This is a genomic window from Endozoicomonas sp. ALC020 (assembly GCF_049275935.1).
Lineage (GTDB): Bacteria > Pseudomonadota > Gammaproteobacteria > Pseudomonadales > Endozoicomonadaceae > Endozoicomonas_A.
The window spans coordinates 1,549,208-1,564,831 of record NZ_CP184830.1 but is presented as its reverse complement, the minus strand read 5'-3'; the positions used below and the strand labels follow the sequence as shown (position 1 = coordinate 1,564,831).

Below are 15,624 nucleotides of genomic sequence, written 5' to 3'. Positions count from 1 at the left end.
GATAGTTCAGTTTTATGGCTATTGAGTTTGCTGTGGCTGAATCATCACGCATTGCAGAGCTCAGGGGATGGAAACACCTGAAAGCTGTGTTTACTGGAGAACATCGCGCTTTTCTTTTGCTTCTTTGCTTTTCTCGGTCTCGATAAGGACTTTTACGCAGTCGGTATGGCCCATCCTGGTTGCGATGGACCGCGGGGTGGTGCCATCCGGCAAGGCGGCGTTGATATCTGCCCCGGCCCGGATCAGGCGTTTCAAACATTCGGTATGGCCTCCCTCAGCGGCTACGAACAGCGCAGTGGTGCCGTATTTAGTCCGGGCGTTGAGATCCGGCCCTTTCTCTAGCAGGAGTTGCACGCAGTCGATCCTGCCTTTAAGGGCTGCGGCGTAAAGCGGAGTGACGCCATTCGACAAGGCGGTGTTGGGATTCACCCCTCTGTCGAGCAGGAGTTTCACGAAGTCGGTAAAGCCATGCTGGGCTGCCAAGGCCAGTGGGGTGGCACCATCCGAAGTCCGGGGGGTGTTGAGATTTGCCCCGGCGTTGATCAGGAGTTTCGCAATTTCGGTGAGATTTTTTTGTGCAGCGAAGAACAGCGGGGTGGCGCCATCCTCATTCCGGGCGTTGACATCCGCTTTGGCGAGGAGCAAGAGTCTCACGGAGTCGGTAGAGCCCTTCTGGACTGCAATGCTGAGCAGGGTGTGGCCAGACGACAAGACGACGTTGGGATTCGCCTCGGCGATGAGCAAGAATCTCACTGAGTCGATAGAGCCCACCTGGGTCGCTACGGACAGCGGGGTGTGGCCATTCTTAGTCTCGGGGGTGTCGAGCTTCGCCCCCTTATTGATCAGCAGTTTCACAATGTCGGTGTGATTGTTTTGAGCAGCGAAGAATAGCGGTGTAACGCCTGTTTCAGCCATAGCGGCGTTGACGTCCGCCCCGTTGTTAATCAGGACCTTGGCTAATTCTGTGTGCCCCTCAGTGGATGCAATCAACAAGGCATTGAAATCACCCTTCATAACGGCATCGACATAGACTCCTTCTGCCAGTGACTTCGTCACCTGATTCAAGTCCCCGTGAAGACAGACATCATAAAACCTCTTATCGGGGAAAAACTTATCCGGGTAAGATTTGCCGGTCTTCATATTCAACACAGGGAACGGCTTTCCTCGGCAATACGCGCAGCTGCGTGAGCCTATGGGCATACCATAAAATAGCCTCGTAAGACATTTCAGATGGAAGAGATGGCCACAGTGGGTTTTACATTCGGGGTCGTCTTCCACAGGCGTGACATCTCGACCACGGAACTCAACGAAACAAATATTACATTCATCGGCCTCCGAAGTTACTTCAGTGCTCATGGTGAGAGCAGAAAGACTAATTGTATTCATAAGTAAAACCCCCGTGTAATTTAATGAGTTATACAAATTTAGACACAAAAAAAGTACGATAGTTCAGTTTTATGGCTGTTAAGTTTGCTGTGGCTGAATCATCACGCATTGCAAAACTCAGGGGATGAAAACACCTGAAAGCCGTGTGTACAGGATGACGCAGAGCCCTTCTACTGTTCCCCAACTTGTCTCGGCCTCGTTAAGGGCTTCCACGCACTCGGTATGGCCCATCCTGGTTGCGACGGACAGTGGGGTGGTGCCATCCGGCAAGGCGGCGTTGATATCTGCCCCAGCCCCGATCAGGCGTTTCAAACATTCGGTATGGCCTCCCCTGGCAGCTACGAACAGCGCAGTGGTGCCGTATTCAGTCCGGGCGTCGAGATCCGGCCCTTTCTCTAGCAGGAGTTGCAAGCAGTCGATCCTGCCTTTAAGGGCTGCGGCGCACAGCGGAGTGACGCCATTCAACGAGGCGGTGTTGGGATTCACCCCTTTGTCGAGCAGGAGTTTTACGCAGCCGCCAGAGCCCTCTTGGGCTGCGATGGCCAGCGGGGTGGCGCCATCCGAAGTCCGGGGGGTGTTGAGATTTGCCCCGTTGTCGATCAGGAGTTTCGCAATTTCGGTGAGATTTTTTTCTGCAGCGAAGAACAGCGGGGTGGCGCCATCCTCATTCCGGGCGTTGACATCCGCTTTGGCGAGGAGCAAGAGTCTCACGGAGTCGGTAGAGCCCTTCAGGACTGCAATGCTGAGCAGGGTGTAGCCAGACGACAAGACGACGTTGGGATTCGCCCCGGCGATGAGCAAGAATCTTACTGGGTCGATAGAGCCCACCTGGGTCGCTATGGACAGCGGGGTGTGGCCAGCATTAGTCTCGGGGATGTCGAGCTTCGCCTCCTTACTGATCAGCAGGTTCACAATGTCGGTGTGATTGTTTTGAGCAGCGAAGAACAGCGGTGTAACGCCTGTTTCAGCCATAGCGGCGTTGACGTCCGCCCCGTTGTTAATCAGGACCTTGGCTAATTCTGTGTGCCCCTCAGTGGATGCAATCAACAAGGGATTGAAACCATGACTCATAACGGCGTCGACATAGACTCCTGCTGCCAGTGACTTCTTCACCCCATCCACATTCCCATTCCAGCAGGCACGTAAAAATACCTGGTCGGGGAAAAACTCGTCCGGGTAAGATTTACCGGTTTCCGTATCCAACACAGGGAACGGGTTTCCTCGGCAATACGCGCAGCTGCGTGAGCCTATGGGCTTATGAACAGATAGCATCGTAAGACAGTCCAGATGGAAGATGTGGCCGCAGTGGCTTTCACATTTAGGGTTGTGTTGCGCAGGCGTCACATCGCGGCCATGGAACTCACCGAAACAAATATCACATTTATGTGCCTCCGACGTTAATTCAGTGGTGATGGGGAGAGGGAGGTGATTAAGATCAATGGCATCCATAATTAGAGCCTCCATGATATTCAAGTAAGTTATACAAATTAGACACAAAAAAAGTACGATAGTTCAGTCTTATGGCTGTTGAGTTTACTGTGGCTGAATCATCACGCATTTCAGAACTCAGGAGATGGAAACACCTGAAAGCTGTTTTTACAGGATGATGCAGAGCCCTTCTTCTGTTCCCCTGCTTCTCTCGGCCTCGTTAAGGGCTTCCACGCACTCGGTATGGCCCATCCTGGTTGCGATGGACAGCGGGGTGGTGCCATCCGGCAAGGCAGCGTTGATATCTGCCCCGGCCTGGATCAGGCGTTTCAAACATTCGGTATGGCCTCCCTCAGCGGCTACGAACAGCGCAGTGGCGCCGTATTTAGTCCGGGCGTTGAGATCCGGCCCTTTCTCTAGCAGGAGTTGCACGCAGTCGATCCTGCCTTTAAGGGCTGCGGCGAAAAGCGGAGTGACGCCATTCAACAAGGCGGTGTTGGGATTCACCCCTCTGTCGAGCAGGAGTTTCACGCAGCCGCCAGAGCCCTGCTGGGCTGCCAAGGCCAGTGGGGTGGCGCCATCCGAAGTCCGGGGGGGGTTGAGATTTGCCCCGGCGTTGATCAGGAGTTTCGCAATTTCGGTGAGATTGTTTTGTGCAGCGAAGAACAGCGGGGTGACGCCATCCTCATTCCGGGCGTTGACATCCGCTTTGGCGAGGAGCAAGAGTCTCACGGAGTCGGTAGAGCCCTTCTTGACTGCAATGTTGAGCAGGGTGCAGCCAGACGACAAGACGACGTTGGGATTCGCCTCGGCGATGAGCAAGAATCTCACTGAGTCGATAGAGCCCACCTGGGTCGCTATGGACAGCGGGGTGTGGCCATCCTTAGTCTCGGGGATGTCGAGCTTCGCCCCGTTATTGATCAACAGTCTCACAATGTCGGTGCGATTGTATAGCGCAGCGGAGAACAGCGGTGTAACGCCTGTCTCAGCCATAGCGGCGTTGACGTCCGCCCCGTTGTTAATCAGGACTTTGGCTAATTCTGTGTGCCCCTCAGCGGATGCAATCAACAAGGGATTGAGACCATTACCCACAACGGCGTCGACATAGACTCCTGCTGCCAGTGACTTCTTCACCTGATCCACATTCCCAGTCAAGCAGGCAGTTAAAAACACCCGGTCGGGGAAAAACTCTTCCGGGTAAGATTTACCGGTTTCCGTATCCAACACAGGGAACGGCTTTCCTCGGCAATACCCGCAGCTGCGTGAGCCTATGGGCTTATGAACAGATAGCATCGTAAGACAGTCCAGATGGAAGATGTGGCCGCAGTGGCTTTTACATTTAGGGTTGTGTTGCGCAGGCGCCACATCGCGGCCATGGAACTCACCGAAACAAATATCACATTTATGTGCCTCCGACGTTGATTCAGTGGTGATGGGGAGTGGGGGGTGATTAAGATCAATGGCATCCATAAGTAGAGCCTCCATGATACTCAAGTAAGTTATACAAATTAGACACAAAAAAAGTACGATAGTTCAGTTTTATGGCTGTTGAGTTTGCTGCGGCTAAATCATCACGCATTTCAGAACTCAGGAGATGGAAACACCTGAAAGCTGTGTTTACTGGAGAACACCGCGCCTTTCTTTTGCTTCCTGGCTTTTCCCGGTCGCGATAAGGACTTTTACGCAGTCGGTATTGCCCATTCTGGTTGCGATGGACAGCGGGGTGGAGCCATTCCTGGTCCGGGCGTTGAGATCCGCACCGGCATTGATCAGGCGTTTCACGCAGTCGGTATTGCCTTTCAGGGCTGCGATGTACAGCGGGGTGATGCCAATCGACGAAGCATCGTTGGGATCCAGCCCGGCGTTGAGCAGGAGTTCCACGCAGTCGGTATTGCCTCTCAGGGCTGCGATGTACAGCAGGGTCATGCCACTGGACAAGGCTGCGTTGATATCCGCCCCGGCGTAGATCAGGAGTCTCGCGCACTCGGTGCAGCCCTCCTGGACTGCGATGGCCAGCGGGGTGGCGCCATCCGAAGTCCGGGGGGTGTTGAGATCCGCCCCGGCACCGATCAGGAGTCTCGTAATGTCAATGTCATTGTTTTTTGCAGCGAAGAACAGCGCGGTAACGCCATCCTCAGCCCGAGCGGCGTTGACGTCCGCCCCGTGTCTAATCAGGAGTTCGGCGAGGTCTGTGACCCCCTCACTGGATGCAATCATCAAGGCTGTGAAACCAGCATTCATAACGGCATTGATATAGACTCCTTCTGCCAGCAGCTTCTGCACCTGTTGCAAATCCCCGGAACAACAGGCACTACGGAACATCTGATCGGGGAAAAATTTATCCGGGTAAGATTTACCGGTGTTTATATTCAACAACGGGATCGGATTTTGTCGGCAAAGCTTGCAGCGGCGTGAGCCTATGGGCTCATCAACAAATTGCCCCGTAATGCAGTCCAGATGGAAGTAGTGGCCACAGTGGGTTTGACATTTGGGGTTGAGGTTCACAGGCACCACATTGCGGCCATGGAACTCACCGTGACAAATAGAACAGACATCGGCTTCCGACGTCAATTCAACGCCCATGGAGAGAGGGGAGGGAGCAATAGCATCCATAAGTAGAGTTTTCGTGTTATTTAATGAGTTATACAAACCAGACATAAAAAAATTACGATGGTTCAGCTATATGGCTATATCAAAAACTCGGAAAATGAGAACACCTGAGAGCCGTGTTTACCGGATAACATAACGCCTTTCTTTTGTTCCCTTCCTTGCCTATGTTCCCTGCCTTGCCCCAGCGTTGATCAGGAGTTTTTCGCAGTCGGTATTGTCATTCTGCGCAGCGATGGACAGTGGGGTGCTGCCATCCTTAGTCCTGGCCTTGATGTCAGCCCCGGCTTCGATCAGGGCTTTCACGCAGTCGGTATTGCCCATCTCGGCTGCGATTAACAGTGGGGTGGCGCCATCCGGCAAGGTGGTGTCGAGATTCGCCCCGGCTTCGATCAGGAGTTTCAGGCACTCGGTATGGCCATTCTCTGCAGCGATGGACAGCGGGGTGGCACCATCCGACAAGACAGTGTTGATATCCGCCCCGGCATTGATCAGGCGTTTCAGGCAGTCAGTATTGCCATTCTGTGCTGCCATGAACAGTGGGGTGGCACCATCCTCAGCCTGCGCTTTGACATCCGCCCCGGCTTCGATCAGGGCTTTCACGCAGTCGCTATGGCCCATCTCGGCTGCGATGAACAGCGGGGTGGCGCCAGCCTCAGTCCGGGCGTTGAGATCCGCCCCGGCTTCGATCAGGATTTGCATGCAGTGGGTGCTATTTTCCTGGGCGGCGATGAACAGCGCAGTGATGCCACCCTCAGTCCGGGCGTTGAGATCTGCCTTGGCTTCGATCAGGATTTTCATGCAGTCTGCGTTATTTTTCAGGGCAGTGATGTACAGCGGGGTTGCACCATTTTTAGTTTGTATGTTTGGATTCGCACCGGCTTTGGTCAGGAGTTCCACGCAGTCGGTGTGATTTTCCCGGGCAGCGAATAACAGTGCAGTGGCACCCACCTCACAGGTGGCGTTGAGATTCGCCCCGGCGTTGATCAGGCGTTCGACGATAGCTTCGTACCCCCCGTCGGATGCCATCATCAAGGCAGTGTAATCATCATGCTTTACGGCATTGACATTGACGCCTTCTGCCAGTGATCTCACTACCTGATCGAAATCCCCGTCATAACAGGCATCATAAAACGCCTGATCGGGGAAAAATGTATCCGGGTGTGATTCACCGGTGTTCAGATCCAGCAGAGGCATCGGGTCTTGCCGACACATCGCGCATCGACGTGAGCCAATGGGCTGATCAACAAAACACTTCGAAATACAGTCCAGATCGAAGTGATGGCCACAACAACGGGTTTTGAGGACCACAGGCGCTGCTTTACGGCCATGAAAACCAGTCAAACAAATAGGGCATTTGTCGACCCCCGACGGTTCGACAGGATTCCCGGGGGCCGAGGTGCGAGCAACGCTATCCATAAATAGAGCATCGTGTGCCAGTCAATAAGTGCTTAAGGTTGGATACAAAAACAGTTAAATAGTTCAGTTCTATGGCTATAAAGTTTGCTGTGGCTAACTAAATAATCACCTGTTTCAAAAACTCCGAAGATGAGAACACCTGAGAGCCGTGTTTACCGGATAACTAACGCTTTTGTTTTGTTCCCTGCCCTGCCCCGGCGTTGATCAGGAGTTTCTCGCAGTCGGTATTGCCCATCACGGTTGCAATGGCCAGTGGGGTGGTGCCATCCGACAAGGCAGCGTTGATATCTACCTCGGCCCTGATCAGGAGTTTCATACACTCGCTATTGCCTTTGCGGGCTGCGATGAACAGCGGGGTCGCACCATCCTCAGTCCTTCGGGCGTCGAGATCGGCCCCGGCGTTGATCAGGAGTTCCACGCAGTCGGTATTGTCTTGTGCAACAGCGGCGTGCAGCGGGGTGGCGCCATTCTTGATCCGGGCGTTGAGATCCGCCCCGGCTTCGATCAGAATTTTCAGGCAGTCGACGTTATTGTTCAGGGCAGCGATGAACAACGGGGTGGCGTCATCCTTGGTTCGGGGGTTGAGACCTGCCTTGGCGTCGGCCAGGAGTTTCACGCAGTCGGGGTGATTTTCCTGGGCAGCGATGAACAGCGCGGTGGCGCCATCCTTATTCTGGGCGTTGAGGTCCGCCCCGGCGTTGATCAGGAGTTTCGCGCAGTCGGTATTGCCTTTCTGGGCTGCGATGTATAGCGGAGTAGAACCATCTTTGATGCGGGCGTTGAGGTCCGCCCCGGCTTCGATCAGGAGTTTTACGCATTCGCTATGGCCTCCTGCAGCAGCGCTGAACAGCGGAGTGCAGCCACTCGACAAGATGACGTTGGGATCCGCTCCGTCGTTGATCAGGAGTTTCAAGCTGTCGATGTGATTTTCTTGTGCAGCGATGAACAGCGGGGTGACGCCATGCTTATTTCGCGCGTTGAGATCCGCCTTGGCTTCGATCAGGGTTTTCACACAGTCGCTATGACCTCTCGCAGCAGCAATGATTAGCGGGGTGCTGTCATCCTTGTTCCGGGCGTCGGGGTCTGCCTTGGCTTTGAGCAGGGCTTTTACGCAAGTGGTATGGCCTTTCGCAGCAGCGATGAACAGCGGGGTGGTGCCATCCTCAGTCCGGACGTCAGGCTCTGCCCCGGCGTCGAGCAGGAGTTTCACGCACTCGGTGTGATTTTTTTGTACCGCAATGAAAAGCGGGGTGACGCCATCCTCAGTCTTGGCGTTGAGATCCGCCTTGGCTTCGATCAGGGCTTTCACGCAGGCGGTATTGCCCATCTCGGCCGCAATGTAGAGCGGGTTGGCACCATCTTTGAAGCGGGCATTGAGATTCGCCCCGGCCTTGATCAGGAGTTTCAAACAGTCGATTTGATTTTCCTGTGCCGCAATGAAAAGCGCAGTGATGTCACCATCCTTAGTCCTGGCATTGAGATCTGCCTTGGCTTCGATCAGGGCTTCCACGCAGTCGGGATGGCCTTTCGCAGTAGCAACGATCAGTGGGGTGAAGTCATCCTTAGCCCTGGCGTTGAGGTCTGCCTTGGCTTCGATCAGGGCTTTCACGCAATCGGTATGGCCATTCGCAGCAGCGATGAACAGTGGGCCGGTGCCATCTTCATTACGAGTGTTGATATCAACCCCGGCGTTGAGCAGGGCTTTCACGCAAGCGGTATGGCCATTCGCAGCAGCGATGACAAGCGGGGTGCTGCCATCCTTAGTCCTGGCGTTGAGGTCCGCCTTGGCTTCGATCAGGAGTTTCACGCATTCGGCGTGATTTTCCTGTGCAGCCATGAGCAGCGGGGTGGCGCCACCCTTGGTCCGGGCATTGAGATCCGCCCCGCCTTCGATCAGGAGTTTCATGCACTCGGTATTGCCCATCTCGGCTGCGATGAGCAGCGGGGTGGTGCCATCCGGCAGGGCAGCGTCAAGATTTGCCCCGGCTTCGATCAGGAGTTTCACGCAGTCGATATTGCCCATCTCGACTGCCATGAGCAGCGGAGAGGTGCCATCCAGCAGGGCGGCGTCAAGATCTGCCCCGGCTTCAATCAGGAGTTTCACGCACTCGGTATTGCCCATCTCGACTGCCATGAGCAGCGGGGTGTTACCATCTTTAGTTCGGACGTTGAGGTCTGCCTTGGCTTCGATCAGGAGTTTCAGGCATTCGGTATTGCCGTTCTGGGCTGCCAGAAGCAGCGGGGTAGCACCATCCTTAGTCCCGGCGTTGAGATCCGCCCCGGCTTTGATGAGGGCTTTCACGCACTCGGTATTGCCTTTCGAAGCAGCGATGAGCAGCGGGGTGGCGCCCTGCCTGGACTGGGTGTCGAGATTCGCCTTGGCTTCGATCAGAGCTTTCACGGACTCGGTATTGCCTTTCGAAGCAGCGATGAACAACGCGGTGGCGCCATGGGAAGTTCGGGCGTTGCTATCCGCCTTGGCTTCGAGCAGTCTTTTCAGGCAGGCAGTGTTATTTTTTTGTGCAGCTATGATCACTGCGGTAAGACCGCTCTTAGCGACGGCGTTGAGATTGGCTCCGGCGTTGATCAGGCATTCGACGATCGCCATATGCCCACTCATGGATGCCATCATCAAGGCAGTGAAATCATCATACGCAATGTAATGGACATTGACATTGATTCCTCCTGCCAGAGTTCTTTCCACCTGATCCAAATCCCCTTCAAAACAGGCACGAAAAAACGTCGGATCAGGGAAAAACGTATCCGGGTGAGACTCCCCGGTGTTCAGATTCAACACAGGCATCGGGTCTTGTCGGCACATTGCGCACCGCCGTGAGCCGATGGGCTGATCGACAAAACACTTCGAAATACAGTCCAGATCGAAGAGGTGGCCACAACATCGGGTTTTGACCACCACGGGCGCTATAACACGACCATGAAAATGGGTCAAACAAATAGGACAGGGATGTGCCTCCTCTGGTACTTCACTATCCCCGGGGACAGGGGGGTGAGCAATGCCGTCCATAAGTAGAACATCTATATCAGTCAATAAGCAATGCAGTTTGGACACAGGAAAAATATGATAGTTCAATCGGGTAGTTATTAAATTTGCAGTAGGCAGATAATCACCTATTTCAACAACCCGCAAGATAGGAACCCCTGAGAGCTGTGTTTACTGAACAAATCAACGTCTTTCATTTGTTTCCTTCTCTGCCTCTGTTCCGAACTCTGCCCCGGCGTCGGTCAGGAGCTTCACGCAATCGGTATTGCCCATCTTGGTTGCGATGCCAAGTGGGGTGGTGCCATCCGGCAGGGCTGCGTTGAGATTCGCCCCGGCCCGGATCAGGAGTTTCACGCAGTCGGTGTTGCCCAACCCGGCTGCAATGTATAGCGAGGTGACACCATCCTCGACCCGGGCATTGAGATTCGCCCCGGCGTTGATCAGGATTCTCAGGCAGTCAGTATTGCCGTTCTGGGCTGCCGTGAACAGAGGGGTGGCACCATACGTAATCGTGGCGGCGTTTTGATCTGCCCCGGCTTCGATCAGGATTATCAGGCAGTCGGTATTGCCGTTCTGGGCAGCGATGAACGCAGGGTTGGCACCACTCTTGGTCACGGCGTTGATATCTGCCTCGGCTGCAATCAGGATTTTCAGGCTGTCGATGTTATTTTTTTGGGCAGCGATAAACACCGGGGTAACGCCATCCTCAGTCTGGACGTTGAGATCCGCCCCGGCGTCGATCAGGAGTTTCATGCAGACGTTATTGCCCCTTTGGGCTGCGATGAAGAGCGGGGTAGCGCCACCCTTAGTCAGGGCGTTGAGATCCGCCCCGGCGTCGATCAGGAGTTTCAGGCATTCGGTATTACCTCGCGCAGCAGCGGCGAAGAGCGGGGAGGCGCCATCCTCAGTCTGGGCGTTGAGATCCACCCCGGCTTCGATCAGGATTTTCAGGCTGTCGATGTTATTTTGTTGAGCAGCCATGAATAGCGGGGTGGCTCCGCCGCCAGTCCGGGCGTTGAGATTCGCCCCTGCGTTGATCAGGCTTTTCACGCAGAGGGTATTACCACAATCAGCAGCGATGATCAGTGCGGTGGCATTATTCGAAAGGGTATTGGCAGTGTCGGGGTTCGCCCCAGCGTTGATCAGGTGTTCGACGACTTCCGTATGCCCCCAGAGGGATGCCAATATCAAGGCAGTGAAGCCACCAATCATAACAGCATTGACATTGACTCCTTCTGCCAGTGACCTCTCCACCTGTTCCAGATCCCCGTTAAAACAGGCAAGATAAAACGTCTGATCGGGGAAGAATGTATCCGGGTGAGATTCACTGGTGTTCTGATTCACCACAGGCATCGGGTTTTGCCGACACATCGCGCACCGGCGTGCGCCGATGGGCTGATCAAAAAAGCACATCGAAAGACAGTCCAGATCGAAGCGTTGACCACAACATTGGGTTTTAACGATCACAGGCGCTCCACTTCGGTCATGGAAGTTAGCCAAACAAATAGGACAGTGATCGGCCTTGAGTGTCCATGGGGAAAGGGCAACGAACAATGCCGCATATAAGTAGAACATCTGTGTTGGTCAATAAGCAGTGTGGGTTGGATGCAAAAAAGCATGTTAGTTCATTTATTCGGCTATCAAAGTTTGCTGTGGCCAGATAATCACCTGCTTCAAAAACTCAGGAGATGGGAACACCTGAAAGGTGTATTTACTGGAGAGCACAAGATCTTTCTTTTGTTTCTCTGACCGCCACTGTTTCCTACTTTGCCCCGGCGTTGGTCAGGAGTTTCAGGCACTCGGTATGGTCATTCTGAGCTGCGATGAACAGAGGGGTAGCACCAGTCGTAATCTTGGCGGCGTTGAGATCCGCTCCGGCTTCGATCAGGATTTTCAGGCAGCCGGTATTGCCATTCTGCGCTGCCATGTACAGCGGGGTGGCGCCATCTTTATTCCGGGCGTTGAGGTCCGCCCCGGCGTTGATCAGGAGTTTCAGGCAGTCGGTATTGCCTAACGCAGCAGCAACGTGCAGCGGTGTGATGCCTTTCCTGGACCGGGCGTTGATATCTGCCCCGGCGTTGATGAAGAGTTTCACGCACTCGATGCTATTACTCAGGGTGGCGATGTACAGCGGGGTGGTGCCATCCCTGATCCTGAAAGCGTTGAGATCCGCTCTGGCATTGATCAGTATTTTAACGCAGTCGGTGTTATTTTCTTGTGTAGCAATGAACAACGGGGTGGCGCCATGCTCAGTTTGCGCGTTGATATCCGCCCTGGCATTGATCAGGAGTTTCACACAGTCGGTATGGCCTTTCGCAGCAGCAACGTGCAGCGGCGTGGCGCCAGACCTGGTCCGGGCGTTGATATCTGCCCCGGCGTTGATCAGGCGTTTCACGCACTCGGTATTACCGAACTCAGCAGCGATGAACAGAGCGGTGGCACCATTAGAACGGGCAGCGTCGTGGTTTGCTCCCGTGTTGATCAGGCGTACGACGACATCCGTATGTCCACTGTGGCATGCTAACATCAAGGCTGTGAAATCATCAGTCCTAAAGGCATTGACATTGACTCCTTCTGCCAGTGACCTCTCTAGCTGATCCAGATCCCCGTTAAAACAGGCAAGATAAAACCTCCAATCGGGGAAGAATGTATCCGGGTGAGATTCACTGGTGTTCTGATTCACCACAGGCATCGGGTTTTGCCGACACATCGCGCATCGGCGTGCGCCGATGGGCTGATGAACAAAGCACATCGAAAGGCAGTCCAGATCGAAGCGGTGACCACAACATTGGGTTTTAACGACCACAGGCGCTCCACTTCGGTCATGGAAGTTAGCCAAACAAATGGGACAGTGATCGGCCTTCAGTGCCCATGGGGTGAGGGTAGCGAGCAATGTCACATATAAGTAGAACATCTGTGTTGGTCAATAAGCAGTGTGGGTTGGATGCAAAAAAGCATTTTAGTTCATTTATCTGGCTATCAAAGTTTGCTGTGGCCAGATAATCACCTATTTCAAAAACTCAGAAGATCGGAACACCTGAAAGTTTTGTTTACTCGATAGCACAAGGCCTTTCTTGTTTTCCCCTCCTTATCTTGCCCCGGCGTTGGTCAGGAGTTCCACGCAGTTGGTATTGCCCATCTCGGTTGCGATGGCAAGTGGGGTGGTGCCATTCGACAAGGCGGCGTTGATATCTGCCTCGGCCCTGATCAGGAGTTTCAGACCCTCGGTATTACCCTCCTCAGCGGCGATTAAAAGCGGAGTCGCACCATCCTCAGTCCTTCGGGCGTCGAGATCGGCCCCGGCGTTGACCAAGCGCTCCACGGAGTCGCTATTGCCCATCTCGGCTGCAATGAATAGGGGGGTTCTGCCATCCTCAGTCCTGGCGTCGAGATCTGCCTCAGCTTCGATCAGGAGTTTCAGGGAGTCTATGTTATTTTCCTTGGCAGCGATTAACAGCGGGGTGGCGCCAACCTTAGTCCGGATGTTGAGGTCCGCCCCGGCTTCGATCAGGCGTTTCACACAGTCGGCGTGATTTTCTTGTGCAGCCAAAAACAGCGGGGTGCCGCCATCCTTGGTCTGGGTGTTGAGATCTGCCCCGGCATTGATCAGGAGTTCCACGCAGTCAGTATGGCCATTCGCAGCAGCGATCAGCAGCGGGGTGCAGCCTTCCTTATTCCTGGCGTTGAGGTCAGCCTTGGCTTCGATCAGGGATTCCACACAGTCGGTATTGCCATTCTGGGCTGCGATGTACAGCGGGGTGGCACCATCTGACAAGCTGGCTTCGAGATCCGCCCCAGCGTTGATCAGGAGCTTTACGCAGTCGCTGTAGCCCATCGCAGCAGAGCTGATCAGCGGAGTGCAGCCATTCGACAGTATAGTGTTGGGATCCGCTCCGTCGTTGATCAGGAGTTTCACGCAGTCGATGTGATTTTCCTGTGCAGCGATGAACAGCGGGGTGACGCCCTCCTTATTTTGTGCGTTGAGATCCGCCCCTGCTTCGATCAGAGCTTTCAGGCAGTCGATATGACCTCTCGCAGCAGCAATGATCAGCGGAGTGCTGTCTTCCTTTGCCCTGACGTTGGGGTCTGCCTTGGCTTCGATCAGGGCTTTCAGGCAATCGGTATAGCCTTTTGCAGCAGCGATGTACAGCGGGGTGGTGCCATCGTTAGCTGGGGCGTTGGGATCCGCCCCGGCGTTGCACAGGAGTTTTACGCAGGCGGTGTTATTTTCTTGTATAGCGATGAGCAGCGGGGTAGCGCCATCTTGAGTCAGGGCATTGAGTTTTGCCTTGGCTTCGATCAGGCGTTTCACGCAGTCGGTATTGCCTTTCGCAGCTGCGATGAACAGAGGAGTGGAGCCATCCGACAAGGCGGCGTCAAGATCCGCCCCGGCTTCAATCAGGAGTTTCACGCAGTCAATATTGTTGTTCTGGGCAGCGATGAGCAGCGAGGTGGCGCCATCCTTATTCCGGGCATTGAGATCCGCCCCGGCGTCGATCAGGGCTTTCACGCAGTCGGTATTGCCCATCTCGGCTGCGATGAATAGTGGAGTGAAGCCACCCGACAAGACGGCGTCGAGATCCGCCCCGGCTTCAATCAGGAGTCTCACACAGTCAGTATTGCCATTCTGGGCAGCGATGAGCAGCGAGGTGGCGCCATCCGGCAAGCTGGTGTTGAGATCCGCCCCGGCGTTGATCAGGCATTCGGCGACCGCCATATGCCCCCCGATGGATGCCATCATTAAGGGGGTGTAATCATCATTCGTAATGTCATGGGCATTGACATTGACTCCTTCTGCCAGTGACTTCTCCACCACATCCAAATCCCCTTCAAAACAGGCACGAAAAAACGTCAGATCGGGGAAGAATGCATCCGGGTGAGATACACCGGTGTCCAGATTCAACACAGGCATCGGGTCTTGCCGACACATTGCGCACCGTCTTGAGCCGATGGGCTGATCGACAAAACACTTCGAAATACAGTCCAGATCGAAGAGGTGGCCACAACATCCGGTTTTGACGACCACAGGCGTGACACTTCGGCCATGAAAGTAAGTCAAACAAATAGGACACTGATCGGCCTTGACTGTATATGGGGAGAGAGTAGCGAACAACGCCACATATAAGTAGAACATCTGTGTTGGTCAATATGTAATGCGGGTTAGATACAAAAAAAGCATGTTAGTTCATTTATGTGTCAATCAAAGTTTGCTGTGGCTAAACCGGACGGTGAAAGCAAAACTGAGGCAGAGCGCTTGGAGTGGGATACACTCTGTGCATGGAAAGACCAACGCTTTGACTATGGAGAGCAGCGCATGGTTGGTTTTGCCCTCTGGGGTGAGCGACTTTATTGCGTGGTGTACACCGATCGTGGTGAGACGCGACGTATTATTTCCCTTCGAAAAGCTAATAACCGGGAGAAAACTGCTTATGCGAATCAAGACTAAATCCGGTCGGTGGATCCAGATGAACACCGACGAAGAAGAGGCAGCCATCAATGCAGGCATTGCCGCTGATCCTGACACATATGAACTTACTGACGAGGAGTTCAAACAACTACGACCAGTGGGGCGACCCAAGGCCGAACAGACCAAGGAGCGGATTTCTATCCGGCTGTCACCCGAGGTGGTTGAATTTTTCCGCGCCACTGGCAAAGGCTGGCAGACCCGTATGGATGAAGCTTTGCGTGAATATGTGGTCAGGCATTCAGGGTGACAGCTTGCAGTCTCCTCCTGCTTTGGTTTCACCAGATCCCCAGCCAGCCGAAACGCCACTTCTCGGGCT

11 protein-coding genes are annotated in these 15,624 nt (G+C 54.2%); 2 read left to right on the top strand and 9 right to left on the bottom strand.

All coding sequences use genetic code 11. The features are described from left to right. Positions 1-90: 90 nt before the first annotated feature. The 9 genes from ACOJUO_RS05030 to ACOJUO_RS04990 form a co-directional block, all read right to left on the bottom strand. A complete protein-coding gene (locus ACOJUO_RS05030; RefSeq protein WP_422139125.1) occupies positions 91-1,386 on the bottom strand; it encodes an ankyrin repeat domain-containing protein in 1,296 nt (431 codons plus the stop codon). A 117-nt stretch (positions 1,387-1,503) separates the two neighbouring features. After that, complete coding sequence (locus ACOJUO_RS05025; protein WP_422139124.1) at positions 1,504-2,835, bottom strand: ankyrin repeat domain-containing protein; 1,332 nt, start codon at positions 2,833-2,835, stop codon at positions 1,504-1,506. A gap of 147 nt (positions 2,836-2,982) precedes the next feature. Continuing rightward, the gene (locus ACOJUO_RS05020; RefSeq protein WP_422135638.1) at positions 2,983-4,284 is read right to left on the bottom strand and encodes an ankyrin repeat domain-containing protein; all 1,302 of its coding nucleotides are present in this window, start codon (positions 4,282-4,284) and stop codon (positions 2,983-2,985) included. 147 nt (positions 4,285-4,431) lie between these two features. Next, positions 4,432-5,427, bottom strand: a complete 996-nt coding sequence (locus ACOJUO_RS05015; protein WP_422139123.1) for an ankyrin repeat domain-containing protein — start codon at positions 5,425-5,427, stop codon at positions 4,432-4,434. 159 nt (positions 5,428-5,586) lie between these two features. Next, positions 5,587-6,840 carry an ankyrin repeat domain-containing protein gene (locus tag ACOJUO_RS05010; protein WP_422139122.1) on the bottom strand — a complete coding sequence of 418 codons (1,254 nt, stop codon included), beginning with the start codon at positions 6,838-6,840 and terminating at the stop codon, positions 5,587-5,589. Positions 6,841-7,003: 163 nt separating this feature from the next. Next, positions 7,004-9,889 (bottom strand): ankyrin repeat domain-containing protein, encoded by a 2,886-nt coding sequence (locus ACOJUO_RS05005; protein WP_422139121.1) that lies wholly within the window; start codon positions 9,887-9,889, stop codon positions 7,004-7,006. Positions 9,890-10,024: 135 nt separating this feature from the next. Beyond that, entirely contained in the window at positions 10,025-11,416 is a 1,392-nt protein-coding gene (locus ACOJUO_RS05000; protein WP_422139120.1) for an ankyrin repeat domain-containing protein, read from the bottom strand. Positions 11,417-11,603: 187 nt separating this feature from the next. Next, positions 11,604-12,755, bottom strand: coding sequence for an ankyrin repeat domain-containing protein (locus tag ACOJUO_RS04995; protein WP_422139119.1), 1,152 nt, complete (start codon positions 12,753-12,755; stop codon positions 11,604-11,606). Between the two features lie 174 nt (positions 12,756-12,929). Further along, a complete protein-coding gene (locus ACOJUO_RS04990) occupies positions 12,930-14,975 on the bottom strand; it encodes an ankyrin repeat domain-containing protein (protein WP_422139118.1) in 2,046 nt (681 codons plus the stop codon). Positions 14,976-15,032: 57 nt separating this feature from the next. Between ACOJUO_RS04990 and ACOJUO_RS04985 the strand changes: the two genes are divergently transcribed. Next, positions 15,033-15,287 (top strand): BrnT family toxin, encoded by a 255-nt coding sequence (locus ACOJUO_RS04985; RefSeq protein ID WP_422139117.1) that lies wholly within the window; start codon positions 15,033-15,035, stop codon positions 15,285-15,287. Positions 15,288-15,306: 19 nt separating this feature from the next. Next, positions 15,307-15,555: a BrnA antitoxin family protein gene (locus tag ACOJUO_RS04980; RefSeq protein WP_422135630.1), complete on the top strand. Its 249-nt coding sequence runs from the start codon at positions 15,307-15,309 to the stop codon at positions 15,553-15,555. Positions 15,556-15,624 lie beyond the last annotated feature (69 nt).

Bases quoted from the DNA above. Each gene is read 5' to 3' on its own strand.
- ACOJUO_RS05025 (WP_422139124.1), bottom strand. From the start codon at position 2,835: ATGGATGCCATTGATCTTAATCACCTCCCTCTCCCCATCACCACTGAA.
- ACOJUO_RS04990 (WP_422139118.1), bottom strand. From the start codon at position 14,975: ATGTTCTACTTATATGTGGCGTTGTTCGCTACTCTCTCCCCATATACA.
- ACOJUO_RS04985 (WP_422139117.1), top strand. From the start codon at position 15,033: ATGTGTCAATCAAAGTTTGCTGTGGCTAAACCGGACGGTGAAAGCAAA.
- ACOJUO_RS05020 (WP_422135638.1), bottom strand. From the start codon at position 4,284: ATGGATGCCATTGATCTTAATCACCCCCCACTCCCCATCACCACTGAA.
- ACOJUO_RS05030 (WP_422139125.1), bottom strand. From the start codon at position 1,386: ATGAATACAATTAGTCTTTCTGCTCTCACCATGAGCACTGAAGTAACT.
- ACOJUO_RS05010 (WP_422139122.1), bottom strand. From the start codon at position 6,840: ATGGATAGCGTTGCTCGCACCTCGGCCCCCGGGAATCCTGTCGAACCG.
- ACOJUO_RS04980 (WP_422135630.1), top strand. From the start codon at position 15,307: ATGAACACCGACGAAGAAGAGGCAGCCATCAATGCAGGCATTGCCGCT.
- ACOJUO_RS05015 (WP_422139123.1), bottom strand. From the start codon at position 5,427: ATGGATGCTATTGCTCCCTCCCCTCTCTCCATGGGCGTTGAATTGACG.
- ACOJUO_RS05000 (WP_422139120.1), bottom strand. From the start codon at position 11,416: ATGTTCTACTTATATGCGGCATTGTTCGTTGCCCTTTCCCCATGGACA.
- ACOJUO_RS04995 (WP_422139119.1), bottom strand. From the start codon at position 12,755: ATGTTCTACTTATATGTGACATTGCTCGCTACCCTCACCCCATGGGCA.